Source organism: Terriglobus roseus (assembly GCF_900102185.1).
In the GTDB taxonomy this organism is placed as follows: domain Bacteria; phylum Acidobacteriota; class Terriglobia; order Terriglobales; family Acidobacteriaceae; genus Terriglobus; species Terriglobus roseus_A.
Map to the genome: position 1 here is coordinate 4,038,789 of NZ_LT629690.1, position 19,795 is coordinate 4,058,583.

The 19,795-nt window shown below is 54.8% G+C and carries 23 protein-coding genes; 5 read left to right on the forward strand and 18 right to left on the reverse strand.

Annotated elements, in window-relative coordinates:
* Nucleotides 1-7: 7 nt before the first annotated feature.
* The 13 genes from BLT38_RS21210 to BLT38_RS16925 all read right to left on the reverse strand — a co-directional run bounded on the left by BLT38_RS21210 (nt 8) and on the right by BLT38_RS16925 (nt 10,593).
* Nucleotides 8-511: a TadE/TadG family type IV pilus assembly protein gene (locus tag BLT38_RS21210; RefSeq protein WP_083346231.1), complete on the reverse strand. Its 504-nt coding sequence runs from the start codon at nt 509-511 to the stop codon at nt 8-10.
* Entirely contained in the window at nt 498-980 is a 483-nt protein-coding gene (locus tag BLT38_RS16875; RefSeq protein WP_083346232.1) for a TadE/TadG family type IV pilus assembly protein, read from the reverse strand. Before BLT38_RS16875 ends, BLT38_RS21210 begins: the two co-directional genes overlap by 14 nt.
* A complete protein-coding gene (locus BLT38_RS16880; RefSeq protein ID WP_083346233.1) occupies nt 977-2,404 on the reverse strand; it encodes a Tad domain-containing protein in 1,428 nt (475 codons plus the stop codon). Before BLT38_RS16880 ends, BLT38_RS16875 begins: the two co-directional genes overlap by 4 nt.
* On the reverse strand, nt 2,379-2,762 hold the full coding sequence (locus BLT38_RS16885; protein WP_156785179.1) for a DUF192 domain-containing protein: 384 nt from the start codon (nt 2,760-2,762) through the stop codon (nt 2,379-2,381). The genes BLT38_RS16880 and BLT38_RS16885 overlap by 26 nt, the downstream gene beginning before the upstream one ends.
* 17 nt (nt 2,763-2,779) lie before the next feature.
* Entirely contained in the window at nt 2,780-2,872 is a 93-nt protein-coding gene (locus BLT38_RS20575; RefSeq protein ID WP_156785180.1) for an LPXTG cell wall anchor domain-containing protein, read from the reverse strand.
* A gap of 70 nt (nt 2,873-2,942) precedes the next feature.
* Nucleotides 2,943-3,836 (reverse strand): type II secretion system F family protein, encoded by an 894-nt coding sequence (locus tag BLT38_RS16890; protein WP_083346235.1) that lies wholly within the window; start codon nt 3,834-3,836, stop codon nt 2,943-2,945.
* Nucleotides 3,837-3,840: 4 nt separating this feature from the next.
* A complete protein-coding gene (locus tag BLT38_RS16895) occupies nt 3,841-4,803 on the reverse strand; it encodes a type II secretion system F family protein (protein WP_083346236.1) in 963 nt (320 codons plus the stop codon).
* A 4-nt stretch (nt 4,804-4,807) separates the two neighbouring features.
* Nucleotides 4,808-6,106: a CpaF family protein gene (locus BLT38_RS16900; protein ID WP_231966576.1), complete on the reverse strand. Its 1,299-nt coding sequence runs from the start codon at nt 6,104-6,106 to the stop codon at nt 4,808-4,810.
* An 83-nt stretch (nt 6,107-6,189) separates the two neighbouring features.
* Nucleotides 6,190-7,428 (reverse strand): AAA family ATPase, encoded by a 1,239-nt coding sequence (locus BLT38_RS16905; protein ID WP_083346238.1) that lies wholly within the window; start codon nt 7,426-7,428, stop codon nt 6,190-6,192.
* A gap of 42 nt (nt 7,429-7,470) precedes the next feature.
* Nucleotides 7,471-8,973 carry a type II and III secretion system protein family protein gene (locus BLT38_RS16910; RefSeq protein WP_083346239.1) on the reverse strand — a complete coding sequence of 501 codons (1,503 nt, stop codon included), beginning with the start codon at nt 8,971-8,973 and terminating at the stop codon, nt 7,471-7,473.
* Complete coding sequence (gene cpaB / locus BLT38_RS16915) at nt 8,973-9,800, reverse strand: Flp pilus assembly protein CpaB (RefSeq protein WP_083346240.1); 828 nt, start codon at nt 9,798-9,800, stop codon at nt 8,973-8,975. The genes BLT38_RS16910 and cpaB overlap by 1 nt, the downstream gene beginning before the upstream one ends.
* 4 nt (nt 9,801-9,804) lie before the next feature.
* Entirely contained in the window at nt 9,805-10,341 is a 537-nt protein-coding gene (locus BLT38_RS16920) for an A24 family peptidase (protein WP_083346241.1), read from the reverse strand.
* 72 nt (nt 10,342-10,413) lie between these two features.
* The gene (locus BLT38_RS16925) at nt 10,414-10,593 is read right to left on the reverse strand and encodes a Flp family type IVb pilin (RefSeq protein ID WP_083346242.1); all 180 of its coding nucleotides are present in this window, start codon (nt 10,591-10,593) and stop codon (nt 10,414-10,416) included.
* A 361-nt stretch (nt 10,594-10,954) separates the two neighbouring features.
* On the opposite strand from BLT38_RS16925, the gene BLT38_RS16930 reads away from it, so the two are divergent.
* The 3 genes from BLT38_RS16930 to BLT38_RS16935 all read left to right on the forward strand — a co-directional run bounded on the left by BLT38_RS16930 (nt 10,955) and on the right by BLT38_RS16935 (nt 14,439).
* The gene (locus BLT38_RS16930; RefSeq protein ID WP_083346243.1) at nt 10,955-13,186 is read left to right on the forward strand and encodes a putative bifunctional diguanylate cyclase/phosphodiesterase; all 2,232 of its coding nucleotides are present in this window, start codon (nt 10,955-10,957) and stop codon (nt 13,184-13,186) included.
* Between the two features lie 141 nt (nt 13,187-13,327).
* Nucleotides 13,328-13,519, forward strand: a complete 192-nt coding sequence (locus BLT38_RS21215; protein ID WP_419865779.1) for a toxin-antitoxin system HicB family antitoxin — start codon at nt 13,328-13,330, stop codon at nt 13,517-13,519.
* Between the two features lie 149 nt (nt 13,520-13,668).
* Complete coding sequence (locus BLT38_RS16935) at nt 13,669-14,439, forward strand: SDR family oxidoreductase (protein WP_083347153.1); 771 nt, start codon at nt 13,669-13,671, stop codon at nt 14,437-14,439.
* Between the two features lie 51 nt (nt 14,440-14,490).
* Here BLT38_RS16935 and BLT38_RS16940 read toward each other — a convergent pair whose 3' ends face one another.
* Genes BLT38_RS16940 through BLT38_RS16950 form a run of 3 tightly spaced genes read right to left on the reverse strand, consistent with a single transcriptional unit; the run spans nt 14,491 to nt 17,487 of the window.
* The gene (locus BLT38_RS16940) at nt 14,491-15,921 is read right to left on the reverse strand and encodes an MFS transporter (protein ID WP_083346244.1); all 1,431 of its coding nucleotides are present in this window, start codon (nt 15,919-15,921) and stop codon (nt 14,491-14,493) included.
* A 35-nt stretch (nt 15,922-15,956) separates the two neighbouring features.
* Nucleotides 15,957-16,937 carry a nucleoside hydrolase gene (locus tag BLT38_RS16945; protein WP_083346245.1) on the reverse strand — a complete coding sequence of 327 codons (981 nt, stop codon included), beginning with the start codon at nt 16,935-16,937 and terminating at the stop codon, nt 15,957-15,959.
* 19 nt (nt 16,938-16,956) lie between these two features.
* A complete protein-coding gene (locus BLT38_RS16950) occupies nt 16,957-17,487 on the reverse strand; it encodes an inorganic diphosphatase (protein ID WP_047491774.1) in 531 nt (176 codons plus the stop codon).
* A gap of 175 nt (nt 17,488-17,662) precedes the next feature.
* Between BLT38_RS16950 and purS the strand changes: the two genes are divergently transcribed.
* Nucleotides 17,663-17,908: a phosphoribosylformylglycinamidine synthase subunit PurS gene (gene purS / locus BLT38_RS16955; protein ID WP_047494718.1), complete on the forward strand. Its 246-nt coding sequence runs from the start codon at nt 17,663-17,665 to the stop codon at nt 17,906-17,908.
* A gap of 77 nt (nt 17,909-17,985) precedes the next feature.
* On the opposite strand, the gene frr is transcribed toward purS, so the two are convergent.
* Nucleotides 17,986-18,570: a ribosome recycling factor gene (frr, locus tag BLT38_RS16960; RefSeq protein WP_083346246.1), complete on the reverse strand. Its 585-nt coding sequence runs from the start codon at nt 18,568-18,570 to the stop codon at nt 17,986-17,988.
* A 219-nt stretch (nt 18,571-18,789) separates the two neighbouring features.
* On the opposite strand from frr, the gene BLT38_RS16965 reads away from it, so the two are divergent.
* Nucleotides 18,790-19,137, forward strand: coding sequence for a hypothetical protein (locus tag BLT38_RS16965; RefSeq protein ID WP_083346247.1), 348 nt, complete (start codon nt 18,790-18,792; stop codon nt 19,135-19,137).
* Nucleotides 19,138-19,143: 6 nt separating this feature from the next.
* On the opposite strand, the gene BLT38_RS16970 is transcribed toward BLT38_RS16965, so the two are convergent.
* Nucleotides 19,144-19,785: a flavin reductase family protein gene (locus BLT38_RS16970; RefSeq protein WP_083346248.1), complete on the reverse strand. Its 642-nt coding sequence runs from the start codon at nt 19,783-19,785 to the stop codon at nt 19,144-19,146.
* Nucleotides 19,786-19,795: the final 10 nt, after the last annotated feature.

Below are 19,795 nucleotides of genomic sequence, written 5' to 3' on the forward strand. Positions count from 1 at the left end.
GTCTTGCTTATTGAGAAATTATCGTGGATCGACTTGCGGAGAGGGTAATGCCTTTATTCAAGGGCGCAGGAAGCATAAAGGTAAACGGGTAGCTGACGGTTACGGTCACCATGCATCCCGGACTATTACTTCCCTGCGCTGTATCGCATGCGCCAGATGCTCCCGATGTACCCGGCCATGATGCTGTGACAGATATGTTGGATGCACTAATTCCTGGCGCCACATTTGTTCGAATGTAGTTCTGGATGTCGCTCGCTCCCGCCTCACAATAGTTTGAATTTGACGTTGCGCACATTGTGCCGCTGTATGTAGAACCCCGCACTGTGGCATACCGAGCACCTGCAGATGCAGCCCATTCGACGTAGTGCTCGGTATACACCGCCAGAGAACATTCCATAATGCCGAGAATGACGAGCAGCACAAGGCTGAGACACAGTGACGTCTCCAGCAATGTGCTGCCTGTTTCCTCGCATAAGACTTCACCTGCACGAAGATGTTTAACGTGACGCACGGAGTCTCACCTTCGCTGTAAGAGGAATGGTAGTAGAAATACCAGGCCATGGAAGCAAGGGTGTATAGGTGGAACTGGTATCCAACTCCACGTAGTACACGCTGTTCATGGAGCTGGAGCAGGTTGGTTCAGACGAACAGGAAGCAATAGCACTCGTGCCGTCTGAACATTCACAACCGTACGTCGCGACAGGCTTCACAGTGATAAGTGTGGACGCATCGGTTTGCGCCGCAAGCTTCATGCCCGCAACGTCAGTTGGATAATGAATGCCGTATGCAGTGCCCGTACGCGCTGCCGCGTTCACGATCATAGCGGCACGAAAACCGCGGCCAATGTCTACAGCACCGGCAAGCAGGAGAAGCAAAACGGGAAGTACAAGGGCCGTTTCAATCAGGCTGTTGCCGTCCTGGCGCTGTGCGAGCGATGCCGATTGTGCGATGAGACGAAACAACGGAATTTGTTGACTCATTGCACCAGCTCCGAATGATCTCCGCCCAACGGTGAGCCGGACTGGAGTGAGGAGTAATCGTTGGAAATAGTGCTGAGCACGCCTGCGTTGAATTGCACCTTATCCGCCACGATGCCGTTGTAACCACCGCCCGCGTTAATGACATTTACCGCGTAACTAACAGTTGCTCCTGGTTCGTAAATGACACCATTCAACTGTTGACCAGACAGAAGTGTGGGGGCCAGGAAGGTACCTGTGTTAGTGATGTTTTTGGCCTGCCAAAACAGAATGCCGCCATATTGTCCGCTGGTTGGTGCACTGAAAGCGAAGTTCGACAATCCAAGGGGCAGGGTGGGAAGCGTGAGAGATATGCCGTTGTTGCTTTGGTTATAAAACATCACTCCCTTGCCTTGAATTGTGCTGAGAGCCGCGACGCTAATGACAAATCCAGAGCTAACAGGAGCCGGCGTGTTGCCGAAGATATCTTTCGGTGCTTGATAGTTGCTGATGATGTATGTTCCAGGATTAAACGTGATCGTGGAGCCGACAGACGCCGTGATAGTAATACCGCCACAGTAGACGCCGGGGTTGAAGGTTATATTCGCAAGGATGGGCAGAATGGTCACGGGACCAGGAGCCCCTGTATAAGGAGAGCCCGTAGTTTTGCCGCATGGCGCATTGGGTTGAGCTGGTGCGGGGAGGTACGCGAGAGGATCTGCAGGGACAGGGAGAGGAGCTTGCGTGACTCGTGTATTTCCAAGACACAGAAGGCTGGCACCTCCTCCAGTTGGAGAGACCTGTACGTACGGCGCGGTGACACCGAGACCCACGAGGCAATTCACGGAACTGGGGCTGCTAGATTCGACGACAACGCCACAGTTGGCCCTGAAGCCAAGGCCGACCGCCACATTGAGCGTGCCAGAATCGGTAGGATTGAGCGCATAGAGACAGGGCCCGCCGATGCCACGTGCTGCCTGCGCGCGCGCTTTAAGGGAAAATCCCGTGAAACCGAAGATCCGCGAGAAGTACAACGGCGCCGTCTCAGAAACCTGAGTCTCCACATAATTGAGACGGTTCAGCGTCGTCGAACCAGAGGTCATCGTATTTGTAACGATGCATGTGGGGTTGTTCACCATAACAGTGAGCCCAGTTCCAGCGGACGCGCATTGCGTGATGAGAGTGGCTCCGCTGTATCCGTTCTCTACCATCGCCTTCTGCACCGCGGTTTGCATTGTCCCGCAGTTGGACGTACTGCCACAGACTCGCACCTCGAGTGCTGCCGCCAATGCAGTGGCATCGGCAGCGTTCTGCAGGCGCCGTTGCTCATGGCGGACGGCGCCAATGTCCACGGCCAGACCGAGAAATCCAATCAGTACGACCATGCACAAAGCGGCGACGACCAGTACCTGGCCGCTGTCATCACGAAGTTGGGATAGGCGCCTCATGTAACAGGCCGGACTCCTGAATGCGAAGTTGGTCCCCTAGCTGCAGGCCGGATTCGACGATCCTGCCTGCAGCGAGTTCGAGGACGGTGCGTACCGACGGCACGATGGCAGTGAGGCGATACGGTTTGAGCGAAGGCCAGAGACGCACCACGCGAAGCTGTGCGTCCAGGCCAACTACGTCGATCGGAAAGCGCATGCCGATGGTATGCACGCCCGAAGACGGTTTGATCCAGATGCCTTCTTCCCGCTGAAGATGGCTGCGGCCCAGCAAGCCGACTGCGCGACTAACGGATGTATCAGCGACCATAACGCTTGAAGCTACGACAACATCTTCCGCAAGCGTATGAACGGATACCATGCGTTTGTTCCGCATGGTTATGCCTGTTTACGGCGGCGATACACAATCACTGCAAGAATCAATACCGCGAGAACACCGGCTGCTACGCGGATCATTGTGGTCATGTCCATTGGAACTATCTCCTTTAGGTTTATGTTTCGATTTCGTTGATCAAACTAACTGGGTGGATCTCAACTTGAACTACTGGAGGTCTTTAAAGACTCCGGACAAACTAATAATTGCCGGTGCCAACAAGACCAGGAACAGGCAGGGGAAGATAAAGAAGACCAGAGGAAATACAATTTTGACGCGGGTTTTAGCAGCGGCTTCCTCAGCCCGTTGCCTTCGGTTCATGCGCAAATCGTCTGCAAATCGACTAAGTGCGCGCGCAATGGGTGTTCCAAATCGCTCGGACTGGATAAGCATTCCAACAAACGATCGAACTTCTTCTAAGTCGGACCGTTCTGCAAACCGTTTCCAGGCGTCCATTCTTACCCCGCCCACACGCTGCTCTAACAAGACACGTTGAAACTCCCCATGTAGCTCCCGGTGACTTAGCGCCAACTCGTCAGAGACGCGCACCATTGCTTGATCCAAACCGAGCCCAGCTTCCACGCAGATGTTCAGCAGATCAAGTGCATCTGGCAGGGATCGTACGAGACTCGCCTTATACAAACGAATGCGGCGTCGCAACCAGATATCTGGACCGAGATAGCCAATCGCAGCAAGAGTCACACATGCGAGCAGCATATTGCTGCGAACAAAGGTACCGAGAAAAAGCCCGGCCAAAGGCGCGATGCCTTGCGCCAGAGCATAGGTGTCCCTTTGCAGCGAAGTTCTCAGTCCCGCAGCCTCAAGCTTTTCTCTTGCCTGTTCGCTTTGGCGTGTGCCGGCACGCGGCCGTAGCACTGCAGTCCAACGAGCCAGAACTTCTCTCAACCGCGGTGACTTTGGCTTTACTTCAACATCCTTTACCTGTACCAAGTGCCGAAGACGATCCGAGTTGGCAGACTCGTTCCAGACCATGGGCATGGCAAGGAGCAGGACGACGGAGAAGAGCATGAAGCCGGCGGACCCTATAAGAAGAAAACTCATACAATCACACTTCTATCCCGCGGATGATCTGACGAATGGTGAACACACCGAGGCATAAGAGAACGACACCTGTGTAGAGAAGCTTGCGGCCCATGGGATCGGTGAAGAGGATGCGCGAATATCCCGGGCTCATGGCGTTGATAACGAGCATCAGTCCTACCGGTAACAGACAGAGAATCCATCCGGTGAGTCGGCCTTGCGCGGTATGTGTACGCACCTCTCCTTGAATGCGAACGCGATCGCGAATGACTGCAACGATGCGATCCATCACGTCAGGAAGATTGCCACCTGTATCTTTCTGGATGAGGAGCCCGGTGACAAAGATACGCAAGTCACGGGAGGGAACACGCTCCAGCATGGAGGAAAATGCATCGCGGATGGGCAAGCCATAGTTCTGGTCGCGGTGCACTTCCGCAAAGTCCAGACGCACGGCAAGAGGCGCTTCTTCTGCAAGCACACCAATGGCAACCGGAATCGCATGGCCTGCGCGCAGAGAACGCGCAAACATTTCCAGCGCTTGCGGAAGTGCAGATTCAAAGTCTTTGATACGACGCTGCCGCTTAATACGAAGCCACAATACCGGAGCAAAAGAAAAAGCGAATGCGGCGGCTGTGAGAATGGGGTTCGCCGTTACAAGGTATGTCAACAGTGGCAATGCAACAGCAATGCAGACCACCGTGAGAATGACTCCGCCCGGACTCCAATCGCTTCTGGACTGCAACAGCAGTAAACGGATGTGGCGCAGGAGACGAGTGCCTTCAAGATACTTCTCTACCCAGGAGTACGAATTTGGAACCTTCTTCTCCAGGCTGGCCTGCAGCGTCTTTGGCTGCGACGGCTTCGTAAAGACGACAAGTGTCTGCAGACGCAGCTCCGCTTCCGTGGCTACCTTCGAAGGTGTGGTGCCATACATTACGGCACCGAAGATGATCGATGTGAGCAGGGCGAAGCAAAGAGCGATCCACATGCCGTTAGACCTCCACGCTCACGTTCAGGAGTTCCGCAAGGGCCTGAGGCGGTATGTCATGAAGTCTGCCTGCAAAGCGAGGAAGAATGCCCGGTGAGTAAAAGCGACCAGCGACCTTGCCGGCAGCATCAGTCCCCTTACGTTCAAAAAGATAAAGGTCATTCAGTGCGACGATCTCAGCCTGTGTTCCCACAACTTCTGCAATGTGCGTGATGCGGCGTGAACCATCGCTCATACGAGCTACCTGCACAATGAGGTGAACTGCCGATGCAATCTGATTACGGATCGCTTTTTCCGGAAGACCAACGTTGGCCATCATGGCCATGGTTTCAAGACGGGCAACGGCGTCGCGCGGAGAGTTTGCATGGATGGTCGTAATAGAACCATCGTGGCCTGTATTCATCGCCTGCAACATATCCAGTGTTTCTTCGCCACGGACTTCGCCGACCACAATGCGGTCGGGACGCATACGCAGTGCGTTGATGATGAGTTCGCGTTGACGAATAGCACCGTGCCCCTCCAGATTTGGCGGACGCGTTTCAAGACGTACGACATGCTCCTGGCGAAGCAAGAGTTCGGCGGAGTCTTCCACCGTAACGATGCGTTCACGACCAGAGATAAATCCTGACAGCACATTCAACAGCGTCGTCTTACCGGCACCGGTGCCTCCGGAAACCACGATGTTCAAACGCGCTTCCACAGCCATGCGAAGAACCTCAAGCATGGAAGGTGCAAGCATCTTCGAACGGATGAGATCTTCCGCAGTGAGAGGTGTATTGCCGAAGCGACGGATTGAGAGGATTGGCCCGTCAATCGCCAGCGGCGGAATGATGGCGTTCACACGCGAACCATCCGGCAAGCGGGCGTCGACCATGGGCGACATCTCATCCACACGCCTCCCCACCGCCGACACGATCTTCTCAATGATGTGCATCAGGTGGCGGTTGTCTTTGAAGACGATATTGGTCTTCTCAAGAAGGCCGCGACGCTCTACATACACTGAGTTCCAGGTGTTAACGAGAATGTCGCTGACTGTTGGATCGTGGAGCAGGGGTTCGATAGGGCCGAGGCCGAAGACCTCATTCAATACCTCTTGCGTCAGGCGATCGCGCTCCGCTGCACTCAGCGGAATTCCCTGCTCGGTAACGATGCGATGGATGATGCCAAAGAGCTGTTGCTGGCTGGAACGTGTCTCATTGAACTCGGCCAGACGTTCAAGATCGAGCCTCTTCAGGAGCTCACGATGCACCGCCGACTTCACCTCCTGCTGGGTGGCCTCCGAGATGCTATGACGAATGGGCATTGTGATCTCCCCCTCATCGATCGTGATCATGCTGTTAACAGCCATTGGCTTCTACGTTCCTTCGTTCAATAGGTGAGGTCCGACTACCAGGCAGGTATGAGCTGCCGCCAGCGGGAAGCCAGCTTCTCTTCTTTACGTTTGGGTGCGGGTTTCGTGCTGACGTCCGCTAGCTTGCTGCTCCACGCGTGCAGACCCGCCGCAAGCTGGCTTGGGCCAGGGAACTTGAGCGTCTTACCTGCGTTGGAAGCGAAAACCATTTCGCCAGGGCTGTCCTGAAGCTTGAGCGCAATAGGAAGCTTCAGAACTTTCTCAATCTGATCTGCGGCCACGGCATGCGGCGCGTTATAGCGATTGAGAATGACCTTTAGCTTTGACGATGCACCTTCTGTCACAACAAGACCGTCAGCAATGCGAGAGAGATCGCGCACGGCAGCAACTTCCGGTGTGGTAACCATCAGAATCTCGGACGAAGTAGCCACCAGGCTGGGCCAGAGATCCGTCTGCCTGCGATCGCAGTCCAGAATGATGTAGTCGTATTCCCCGCGCAAAAACTCGAGTGCACGCGTGAACTCTTGTGCAGGAACGGGTTCCTGATTGTCGGGCACATCCGGCGAGGACAGGATATCGAGACCGCTGAAATGATGCGCGACAAAGCCGTGGAGTAACTCGCTGTCCATGCGCTTCAGATTGCGAACAAACTCTCCAAGCGTGTGGTGTTCGCCGTCAATCCCCAGATACACGCAAGCGTTGCCCAGCATCTGTTGCTGATCAATAAGCAGCGTTCTCTTCTGGTGGTACTGAGCAAGGTACGCAGCGAGGTGCACTGCAATGCTGGTCGACCCAACTCCTCCCTTGGCTCCGAGAATGGAGAGGACGGTGCCGTTGGTGGCGTTGTTCCCTACCTCAGTGAAGCAGTAATCCTGAAAGCGATCGAGAAGTACATCCAGTTCCTGTTGCGAAGAGTGCTTGGTGAAGTACTCGCTGCAGCCCGCGCGCATGGCAGCCAGGATGGCTGTCGACGTGGGACGCTTGCCCACAGCAACGATAAGGACTTTCCCAGGAAAAGCCTTCGAAAGATACTGTGCGGTTTCGGCCGCTTCATCGGGATTGCGATCGTAATCAACAAACGCAAGACAGCCGTTCGAAGACGAGATGTACTGCCCAATGGATGGGTGCCGGAGCGATGTGAGATACCGCTCAAAATGAAATGCGCTGCTGGACCAATTGCGCATATTCACCACATCAAGAAGTTCCCGGGTGACGCGTTCTTCCGTTCCGATTGTGAGCACAACGACATCAAGAGTTCCGTTCATCTGATACATTCCCTGCGTCCTTCCTGACACCTCTGTCCGGGCGTGTCTTTTCTAGTGTTTTGTTGATTTCTGCATCTTTTGATCAAAGACTGGCCGATCAAGCATCTTCACTGCCAATGCTGGCTCTTTCACCTGCTCCTTCGATGGATCAACAATCTCGGGCGTGACCAGAACCAACAATTCTGAAGTGGAGTGATTAATGTTTTTGCTCTTAAACAGATTCCCAATGATCGGAATGCTGGCAGCACCAGGTGTACGGCCTAGCTGGTCCGTCGTACGTTGATCCAAAAGTCCGGAGATTGCAAACGTCTGTCCGTCACGAAGTACCACCTCCGTATCCGCTCGGCGGCTCGAGATGGCAGGAATGGTGTAACCGCTGATCTGTACGGCATTGGTGTAATCCAGCGCACTTACTTCTGGTGCGACCTTCAGGTCAATGGAACCGTCGGTATTTATCTGCGGAAGAAATTCAAGCTTTACGCCATAAGGCCGAAATTGAACCGTGATGGAAGTAAGACCGCTAACGCCTCCCTGAACTACAGGAAACGGAAATTCACCACCCGCGAGGAAGTTGGCTTTTTCGCCACTTAGAGTGGTGATATTCGGCTCTGCGAGAATCTGCAGAACATTCCGCTGCTCCAGATCCTGGATCATGGCACCGAGATTTAGATCGGCGCTATAGAGCAGAAAGTTCAATGGATTGGTAACGGAAACAGTCTTGCCTCCTACGGTGTAGGTATTGTTGGTGCTCCCACTGCTGCCGCTGCTACTTCCCGTTGTTGTCGTAAGAGAGGAGGGAAACTGCGAGGTGCTACTGGTCGCCAATGTATTGCCGCCGGCACTGAAGAGGTTGAAGCCCATCTGCTCCAGTTTGGTTCGATCGACCTCCACGATACGAACATGCAGACGGACCTGACGTGAGGTTGCAGGATTCACAACGATCGCGTTAGATACATCTTTGGAATACTGGCCAGCGAGCTTTTCTGCGGTTTGATAAGACGTGACATTACCAACCGTGCCAGAAAGCAGAATGCGTGAGCCTTCCGCCTGCACCTTAATGTTCTCGTTGGGCAGCGCCGACTTCAACACGCTTTCCAGCAGCGATGTCTCCGTGTCAGCCGAGTAGAAATAGGTGTGCGTTTCACCACTTTCATCCCAGATCATGAGCGAACTTACACCCGGCTCCTTCGCGGTAACCAACACTTCATTGGGAGTGGCGGTATACGCAGACAACACATTGGGGTTGGTGATGTACACGCGCGACAGACGTTTTTGAGAGGTGACATATGCCGAACGGCCAATGAGAAGATGCGTTGGCGCATCGGACAGCACTGCACTCTCCATTCCCGATCCTGCCGATTGATTGGAAGAACTCGCACCGTCAGGGCTATCCGCTACAGGTTGCGCAGTAGCCGCACTGCTCTTCTCCGCATCGGTAGGCGCCGAAGCAGTGCGTGGCTGCGGACGCTCCGCGTACACCGACGTTGACGCGAGCGTTGCCGCAAGGGCAACGCAGCAGATGGATCGATCAAGGAAAGCATTCAGGCGATACATTAAAAGGTCTCCACGGAATCCTTATCGCCGCGGCGAACCTGGATGCTGTAAGTGGCGGGAGTCGACTTGGTGTGAACTGGCTGAGCCTGAGTGTGCGCCGGTGCATGAGGGACAGCAGCGGGTGCAACCGTAGAGGATGCCTGAACACCGAGTGCGGAAAGACTCATCGGAGCATTAGCTGCCACGACATGATCTCCGCCGTTTCTGAGAACGAAGTGAACTGTTCCCTGCGTACTGGCGAGCACAATCTTTTCTGCTTCTTCCGGCGATACCAACAACGTGACAACGTCTACCTTGCTGGCGTGACCATCGGGATCGGGCTGCATCTTTTCGCCAGCGGTAAGCACCTGCGCGTCTTGAAGCACGATGGATGTCACAGGATCTGTAGAAGAAGCCGCGCGCACTGTCACCAGCACATCTACGTGCGTGCCGGGCAGAAGATATCCAGCAACACCAACCACCTCATTCGACTTGAGTGAGATAGCGCGCATGCCAGCAGGAATGTGAGCAGAAAGGCCAGCGCTGGTAGCGAGCTGACGTGCCGTCAGTGGCTCGCCTGCCTGCAAGGGATAGAGAGCCGACTTGCCGATAACTTCATCGGTACGGACAAAAGCACCAGGCAGAGGCACATCGGACGGCCACGAAACCTGCTTCAAGTCGTCTGCAGCAATGATCTGTCCTGGGTCCAGATTCTTAGCGAGAGCAACATACTTCGTGGATCCGGAGCTACTGCCCCGATGCGACAACCTGGTACCCAGCCAAAGCGTGAACAGACCAGAGACGACGAGTGCAACTGTAAGTGCAATGAGGATGCGGCGTGGCTGCATGATGTTATTGCCCCACCTTCTCAAGGGAAATCGTCAGCAGCGTACCGGCGGTAATGGCCAGCGCATACGGCAGACGAAGATTGCGTTTGTTGCGAACGTTCAATTCCGGATGTGGCTCCAAACCGTTCTCACAGTGATGCGCGACGATGCGGCCAACATTCCTCACGGAATGCCACACCCGCCGATGCCACACGATGACAACGATTGCCATCACTCCTCCGCACAATGCGGTAAGAACAAGAAGGGCTCCAGTATTCGAGAGGCCAATCCCTGCTGCAATCGCAGCAATCAGCTTTACATCTCCTCCGCCCATTCCTCCTGCCAGAAACAACACGAGGAAGAGAGAGCCTGCAAGCACGGACGCGACGAACGATAGCGCTAGTGCATGCAGGCCTCCGATGGTCACCTGCAGTATGAGGGCTCCAACGAGCGTTGGAAGAGTAAACCAATTTGGAATGCGGCGCGATCGGACATCCATAACAGCAGCACAAAGTGCCACCGCTGCGGTGTACGACTGCAACACGTTTGCATGCGATATCATCGCCGCTTTTACCTCCTGGCAGAAATACGGAACAAGGGCACGAGGCCAAAAAGTGGTACCGGGTGTTGTTGTCTAGGTAGTCGGGGTAAGTGCCGTCACAACTCTGCCCAGAGCGTTCTGGATAGCGGTAGCGAGTCCAGAGAGGGCGGTGACGCAAACAGCGCCGACGAGTCCTGCGACCAGTGCGTATTCGATGAGGTCCTGTCCTGATTCGTCCTGTGCGAGATCATTCCAAATGCGATGAAGTTTCATTCCGTGCTCCTTGAGTGTTCTAGGTAATGCGTTGGGGGTTCGTTGCTGTTCCCTCCGTATCCTGTTCCGCCCAGTAACTGCGCAAAAACTGAAATTCAGAGGAACTGCTCCACTATCTTGCAACGAGAAATGACTATTGGTCACCACGGCGAGTTACCTAAATCCAAATAAAACTTGATTTTGATATCAGGGGTGATATCGCCACTAAAGAGCAAGGGCAACATAGCGATTTGCACGGTACAAAGAGACAGGACGCACATGAACTTTCGGTGCTCGGTTAAGTGACTTAACGGCAGTTTGCGAGGTCACTTGAGGCTGCTATTTGCCGATAAGTGGAGATGAAGAGAAAGGAAGCTGTAACTTGTACCCAGCCTTCGAAATCCAGGGATTGCAACTCACAATGGCGCACCAACCGCAGGGTGTTGCTGCTGGCTTCCTGTTGATGCTGCTTACCATGTTCAGTGCCTTTCGATTCGCCGAGGCTCTTACCTCTGTTGACGAGAGGCGCAGGAATCTATGGACGATTGGGGCCGCTATCATTGCGGGTTATGGTCGTTTCTCGGTTCAACTTTGCTTTCTGTCTTTGTTCCAGGTGCCGCAGAGTACTTCCTTTGATCTGTCATTGTTTGCACTTGCTCTACTGGTAACCGTCCTTGGGCGGACAATCGCGTTTCGTAGTGTCATTCGCGAGAACATTCGGATGCGTATGCTTCTTCCGTCGAGCCTGCTGGAAGCGTCGACGATCCTCTTTTCCCAACAGTTGTTGTTAGTGGCATCGCACGTCCGGTATCCCTCGCGCCCCATGAGTGTCGCCGCCACATTTTTCCTTGCGATTGCTTTGTGCTTTCTTTCGCAGATCATCGTCGCGAGTCTGCTGCGGAGGACAGCATCACGGCGTGGCACACGCTTTGCGTATCCAATCATCAGCGTGATGTCCTCAGCTTTGGTTACCTATCTGATCTGGACGTGGGCCAAACACGCACCGCCACCTCAGCACATCGTTCTCGACACTGCTTCTATGCAGCTGCAGTCATCGCCATTCATTGTGCCGATTGCGATTGGAATCGCCGTATTGATACTGTGTGGGACGGATGCCGGGCTGTTTCTTTACTCGAGAAGCGTCCGGTGGAGCCGCGGACTTGCGGAAGCAGAACAAGAGAAAGAGATTGCAAAAGCTCTCGCAGAACAGAGAGCGATGCGAATGCAGAACGAAGCTCTTCTGGAAGAAATCAGAGAGCGAAAGCGGGCAGAAGCAAAGTTGGCCGCATTCGCATTTAGTGATCCAGTAACAGGCCTGAACAACCGCAGCTACCTCAATGATCGTCTGCGCACATTGCTTCAAAAGAAAGTCGCTCGCGGCTACTCATATCACGCGCTGCTCTACATCGATCTGGATAACTTCAAATCCGCGAATGACATGCTCGGCCACGCGCAGGGTGATTCCCTTCTAAAGGAAGTCGCAACACGTCTACGGACGCTTGCGACGAATGACGATGTACCGGTGCGAATCGGAGGAGATGAATTCGCCATGCTCGTCAATTGCGCATCGGACGCTGAGTGTGCAATGCGATTTGCGCGGCAAGTTTTGACGATTCTGGAACGACCTTTTGAGTTCGCGGGAAACTCACTTCACCTTTCCGCCTCCGTTGGTTTGTGCACGATTGATAGTAGCTATACCGATCCGGACTCGGTACTTCGTGATGCGGATCTCGCCATGTATTGCTCCAAACGTGAAGGCGGAGCGCGTGTTACGGTCTTCGCTCAAGAGATGTACTCCAACATGCTGCGTGCGATTGAAGACCGCAAAGAGCTGAAGCGGGCCATTGCAGAAGAGGAATTTGTGTTGTGGTACCAACCACTCGTGGATATGAAGGATGGTTCCATCTATGGCTCTGAGGCATTGATTCGTTGGCAACATCCGGTGCGAGGTCTGCTCGGCCCCTATACCTTTATTCGTCTCGCCGAAGAGACCGGACACATCATCGAAATTGGAAACTGGGTTCTCCGCAAGGCATGCAGTGACTTTCATAAGTTCCAGGAAAAATCGTCTAGGCCGCTCTTGCTTTCTCTTAATGTCTCTTCGAAGCAATTGGAGCTTCCTGGATACTTTGACCTTCTGACACGGACACTGCAGGAAACGGGTATGCCGCCTGATCACTTGCAGCTGGAGATTACAGAGAGCATTCTCATGAGCGAACCTGCGTTAATGGGGCCGCTTCTGCAGAGGATTCGAGCGCTGGGGATCAAGATTGCCTTTGATGATTTCGGGACAGGCTACTCATCCCTGAGCTATATCCAGAAGTTCCCTGTTGACACCTTGAAAATCGATCAGAGCTTTGTTCGCTCCGTCGTCGATTCCTCTGTCAACGGGAAGATCATCCAATTCATCATGGGAATGAGTGAGGCGTTGGGCATGAGCGTTTCAGTGGAAGGTGTAGAAACAGAATTTGAAGCAACAACGTTGTTGGGCTTCGGATGCCGCATTGCACAAGGCTTTTTGTATAGCAGGCCAGTGGAGAGAGAAACCTTCTTTGGCCTTCTAAAAAGAAAAAGCTTAATACCGTCAGAAGTAATTCGTATACCCGCCGCATAAGTCGGATATAAGGCATAATTTTTCCCGAATTGGGATAAGCTCTGAAGTTTTTGAATTGTTAGTTCTGCTTTTTAAACAGCCACGCCTAAGATATGAAAATTATTTGTGGCAATTTCTGCGTTGATTTCTCTTGAGGCACTTATGGACTCCCTACGTCACGAAAACATTCCGGTTCGAATCGCACTTTCTCTTCGGCAACAGGCTGAAGACCTTGCGCGTCAACAGGGGATATCTCTCAACCATTTTGTTACGCAAGCGCTGGAAGAAAAGATGTGGCGCATGCAACACCCGGCACTACCAAGTTTGGCAAGTCGTCTGCGGTCTGCGAGCTGATCCCCCGCGATCCGTTTTGGGGATGGCCGCCGCGACGCGATTCGAGTTTGGCAAGAGGGCAGCTTGAAACACTGCCCCTTTTTTTCCGTTTACAGAAAAGCGATCTCTCATGGCGCATAATCTTGCATAGCATTGCGGGAGAAGACACCATGCAGATCAAAGACAACACAATTCTGATCACCGGCGGTGGCAGCGGCATTGGTCGCGGGCTGGCCGAGGCATTTCATAAAGAAGGTAACCACGTCATCATTGCAGGACGTCGTAAGTCTGTTCTGGATGAAGTGGCCGCAGCAAACCCTGGCATGAGCGCTGAGGTGCTGGATATTGACAGCGCAGAGGCCACCAAGGCGTTCGCGACCAGCCTGATTGCAAAGTATCCGAAGCTGAATGCCGTGCTGCATAACGCTGGCATCATGCGGAACGAAAAGCTAGCCGACGGCAACGCGGAAGATGCCGAAGCCATGATTGCAACCAACTTGTTAGGGCCGATCCGTCTGAACTCCGCCCTGCTGCCGCATCTGTTGAAGCAGCCCTCAGCCACCGTAATGACCGTTACCAGCGGATTGGCCTATGTTCCCCTTGCCATGACGCCGACCTACTGCGCCACGAAAGCTGCCATTCACAGCTACACCCAGTCGCTGCGTTTCCAGTTGCGAGACACGGGCGTTCAGGTAATCGAAATCATTCCGCCGTATGTGCAAACAGAACTGATGGGCGACCGCCAGAAGAATGATCCTGCGGCGATGCCGTTGGCGGACTATCTGCATGACACGTTCGCTATCCTGCGCGATCAGCCGGATGTGGAGGAAGTCGTCATTGATCGCGTAAAGCCACTTCGTTTTGCCGCAGAAAACGGTGATTACGCAAACTTCTTCCACATCTTTAACGAACGCATGGTTGCAGCTCGTCCCAACGGATAATCGGGCCGTTGGATAGAGAAAGGGCATGGCTTAAGCCATGCCCTTTCTTTCTTAGATCAGTGCTGATTCTGCTTCTCCAATCTCTGGTTGATGACCGCTGGTGTCTGCGCCTGCATCGTGGGGCAGTGCAAGGCTGTCAAAGACCGGCCCCAGCGCCACGACGGACATCAAGAGAATTGCCCAGCGGAAATCTGCTAGATGCGGAGTGGCTGCGGAATGTCCACGTGCGTGAGCTACAGAACGCAGAGTCACCGCGCCCACAGCCACTCCCATACCGACGCTCAACTGCATGATGGCGCTCAAGAATCCGTTCGCGCGACTCATGCGCTCTGGTGGGATCTCTGAGTAAGCCAACGTCGTGAGGCACGTGAATTCCATGGAGCGGCATGCTCCGTGCACAAACAGCACCAGAAGAAGCAGCACCACCGGTGTGGACGGCGAAAGAAACGCGCACACCACCATGGATAGCGCCGTGAGGATACCGTTCACGATGAGGATGCGGCGGAAGCCAAACCGCTTCAGCAGCGGCAGCACGATCGACTTCATGCTGAGATCGCCGCCGAAGAGAGCCAAAAGATAGAGGCCGCTACGGAACGCGTTCAAGCCAAACGCAATCTGGAACATCAGCGGCAAGAGAAACGGCAGGACCGATACGGCAACACGAAACGCACTGGCTCCATAGATGGAGAGTGAATAGGTCTTGTTCCGCATGGATTCAAAATCAATCAGCGAGGTCTCTTGCCTGCGCCGTGCATACACAATCGCCAGCACGCCGCACAACAAACTGAGCACAAGCATGGTCACTGGAACAGGCCAGCGAGTCTCGCCTCCGCCCAGTAGTTCCATGGCATACACACTTCCCGCAGAAGCTATGCCACCCAACGCGAACGTGCCCCAATCGAACGGATGGCGTTCCTCTGTGCGGACATTTTCAATCCACAACATGGCAAGGATGAGCGCGGCAATACCCAGCGGCACATTCATCAAAAAGATCCAATGCCAGCTTGCGTAGGTGGTAATGAATCCACCAAGAGGTGGCCCCAGGACAAGTGCTGTTAAGCCCGGCCACGAGATGTACGCAATCGCCTGTGCCAGCTTGTCTTTGGGTGTCTCGCGCAACACGATCAGGCGGCCTACCGGCACCATCATCGCGCCGCCCATGCCCTGCAGAATGCGCATCAGCGTGAACTCTGTAAGGTTCCGCGAAACCGCGCACAACAACGACGCCACAGTGAAGATACCGACTGCCGCAGCGAATACCGAACGCGATCCAAAACGATCCGTTACCCATCCGCTGATGGGGATCAGCACGGCCAGGGTGAGCATGTACGCCGTCATGCCAATGTTCAGGCTGACTGCGCTGGCATGGAAACTCTTCGCCATCTGCGGCAGTGCCGTGGCAATCACGGTGCCGTCCAGGTTCTCCATGAAGAACGCACCCGCAATGAGCGAGGTGACATAGAGCGGAGATCGAGGCTTCATACCTCTATGTTAGTTTCTTCGGCGTTTTTTCGTCTTTAGCGCGGCTGATACGGCGGCAAGTTATGCGTGGCAGTGAAGTGGTCCAAGTCGGCGAAGAAGTCCTTCCACAGCGTTGTCGTATCCACATGGCTAATGGTTTCCCAAGTGGCACCGTTCTGGCCTTGGGCGAAACGCACGCTATCCGTGAGTGATGGCCGAGGTACCGTCTCTGTGGTCACCAGTCCGCGGACATACGCCGCCGTGATGATGTCCCAGATCACGTGATTATGCGTGTAGTCCGTGGAGCGCAGGGGTTTGACATGCGAGAAGTACCACATGCGATATTCATCCCAGAGCCATGCACCGATGGGGCCACGGTTTGCCAGCATTTGCTGCGCCTGAGCGTAGCCCATGGACAGATCGTGGCGGCAGACTTCGCCCGTACCAATCGCCACCGGCACATGCGACTTCAGGATCGCCTGCCACGCATGCGGATCGTTCTCTACGTTAAATTCCTTAGCTCCCTCTGGCTTCAGATTGGTAAATCCCATCGCCACGATACGGATGCGGTCTGCGAGAGTCGGGTCCAGCAGCAGCGCGGAAGCCGTATCCGTGGCTGCTCCGATGGTGAGGACGGTGAGCCGGTTCGTCGAAGAGAATCCCTTGGACTGCTCCACCAGAAAGCGCGCGGCCGCGCTGGGCTGCGGCGTGGAGGCATCCGTCATGGGCGTGCTGGCGCCCTCCAACAGCGGCGGATGCACCGTGAGGCCCATGTGGTTCTCCACCTGGTCACGGAGGACACCCAGTGTCCAATGCGCGGAGGGATCAGGCAGCGTGGGCGCCTGCGCCGACAGAATGCCACGTACATCGAATGCCGGGTCGGTCAGGAGGTAGAGGATCACCCACTGATCGTCCACCTCATTGCCCGTGTCGGTGGACAGAATCACTGGCACAGGCGCTTTGGGAGCCTGTTGCGCTTCCAGAGACAGAAAGGCCGCACTTGCGGCAAAGATGAGGGCAAGTGCGGCCAATCGCATATCGTGTTTTCCTTTGGTCTTACTTTGCGTTCTTTTCCGCGTAAGCCTTGATGGACTTCTCAATGACTTCGTATGCGTAATCGACCGGCTTCCAGCCTTCGATCTTCACCGTCTTGCCTTCGAGATCCTTGTAGGTGGAGAAAAAGTGGACGATCTCCTTCAGCTTGTGCGGGTGAATCTGCTCATAGCTGGTGATGTCAAAGAAGCGCGGGTTGGCGCAGCCAACGGCAAGGATCTTTTCGTCGCCTTCGCCGCCGTCAATCATCTCCATCAGACCGATGGGACGCACTTCCTGCAGGCAGCCGGGAAAGCTGGGTTCATCGACCAGAACCAGCACATCCAACGGATCGCCGTCGTCGCCCAGGGTGGAAGGCAGGAAGCCGTAATCGCCGGGGTAATGCACCGGGCTGTACAGATTGCGGTCCAGCCGGAAGACTTCCAGTTGCTTGTCGTATTCAAATTTCATGCGGCCTTGGTAAGGGATTTCAATCACCGCGTTTACGACTTTTGGCGCTTTGGCGCCAACTGGCAACTTCAAATAGTTCGGCATAGGGCTCTTTTCGGGTCTCTTTGTCGAGAAGGTGTGGTCGCCGGGGAACAATACGCTCCGCAGTGGGTTTTCGGCAACACCGCATCAGTTTACCTTCGACGCCAGCTATCTCCAAACCACCCATTCGTGTGAGGACCAAAAGGCGTTGGATGGCCGAAATCGCTATAATCCGGGCATGCGCGCCCATGTTTACGTCACGTTGAAGACCACGGTTCTCGATGCCCAGGGGCAGACGATTGCCAATGCCCTTCGCCGCCTTCACCATCCGCAGGTAGAGTCTGTCCGCCAGGGCAAATACTTCGTTCTGACCCTTGCCGACAGCCTGACCGGCGACGCCGCAAAGGCCGAAGTTGAGCGCATTGCCAATGAAGTTCTGACGAACCCCGTGATTGAGGAATACACGTACCGGTTGGAAGAGTAGTCCCGGAAAAACGATTGAAAAAGGCCGTTACCTCGCGAGGGGTAACGGCCTTTCTGATGGTTGGAGCTGGCAACGGATCAGACCGTCATCAGTTCCTTTTCCTTCACCTTGAACATGTCGTCCAACTGCTTGATCTGCGCGTCGGTCATCTGCTGGATCTCTTCCGTAGCGCGCTTTTCATCGTCGGCGCTGATCAGCTTGTCCTTGGCAGATTTCTTCACACTGTCGTTGCCGTCGCGGCGGATGTTGCGGATGGCCGTCTTATGGTCTTCCAGGATGCCTGAGAGCTGCTTCACGGCGTCGCGGCGTCGCTCTTCGGTCATGGGAGGGATCGGCACGCGGATGATCTTGCCGTCATGCATGGGGTTGAAGCCCTGACCGCTGGTACGGATAGCCTTTTCAATCAGGCCCACCGTGCCCACGTCGAACGGCTGCACCACAATCTGCTGCGGTTCCGGCGCGGACAACTGCGCAAGCTGATTGATGGGCATTTCGCTGCCGTAATAATCCACGCGAATGTTGTCCAGCATGTGCACGCTGGCGCGGCCGGTGCGCACTGCCAGCAGGTTGGTGCGGAAATCTTCCACAGCCTTGGTCATGCGGGTGCTGAGCTGTCCGTGCAGGTCCTTCAGCGCGGGGATATTTGCCATCTGGGATGCCATCGTTTTGTTCCTCTACGGCGCGATGTGCGCAACGGGGTTGATTTTATCGGAATCGCCGCCGACCTGCCTCCTGCGCGATATCACAGTGCATTTTGCACAGCCGCATTCGTTGCCGTGCAGGGAACATTCCGGATCATTCGATCCGTATTGCCAGAAACGTGCGGCGCAGTGGTCGCAGGTTTCGCATCACCCTCAGTTTGAGGAAAGGACCACATCGAAATGCTGACACGCATCGCAGCCGCACTCCTATGCACGCTTTCAACCGCAGCCCTGGCCCAGGCACCGTCCGTGAGCGGACAGTGGAACGTCCACATTGACGTGATGGGCAACGAACGCGACTTCTCCTGCAAATGGACACAGGAAGACAAAAAGCTCACCGGCGCTTGCGGCGATATGTCTGACTTCGTGGGTTCAGTAGATGGCAGTAACGTGACCTGGCAGGCCAAGGGCGATCAGGCATCGCTGAAATTCAACGGCAAACTGAACAGCGACGGCACCATCACTGGCACCGTCAATGTCATCGAATACAGCGTGGACGGCGAGTTCAAAGCCACTCCCGTGAAGTAGCCGAAGCTACTTCTTTGGAAAGTCCTTCCATGCAATTCGCGGGATCGTGAAAGTGTCGCGCGTGCGCATGTAGTCCCCTGCTCCACCCATGCGGCCAATGAGGTTCAGCTTGGCGTTATCGATGTAAAGCCGTTCCTCATCTGCAAACACGTCGCGGCGAATGTGCAAGCGTTCGCCGCGCGCGATCAGCACCGTGGATGATCCGCCGGTTTCAATCCATTGAAACGTCCGGCATTCAATCGACACCGGTGATGCTGCAATGCGCGGTGGCAGCACAACTTCGCTGGGAGCGATCTCAAGCCCCGCGATGACCAACTCGTCCAGCCCACGCGGCGCATCCGTCGCCGTAATGTTCATCGCCTCAGCCAGCTCTTCCGAAACAAGGTTGATAACCAGTTCGCCTGATGCGCGGATGTTCGCCAGCGTATCTTTGCCCTCACGGTCAGGAGCAGCCGAAAATCCCACGCAGAACAGTGGAGGATCAGAACTGATCACATTGAAGAAGGAAAACGGCGCAGCATTCGGCCGCCCGTGGGCGTCCAGCGTGGTAATCCACGCGATAGGGCGCGGCGTAACCGCGGAAGCCAGCAATTTGTAGGTATCAGGAAGCGAAAGCGTAGTCAGATCAAAACTGCGGTGCGAACTCATGGATACCTAT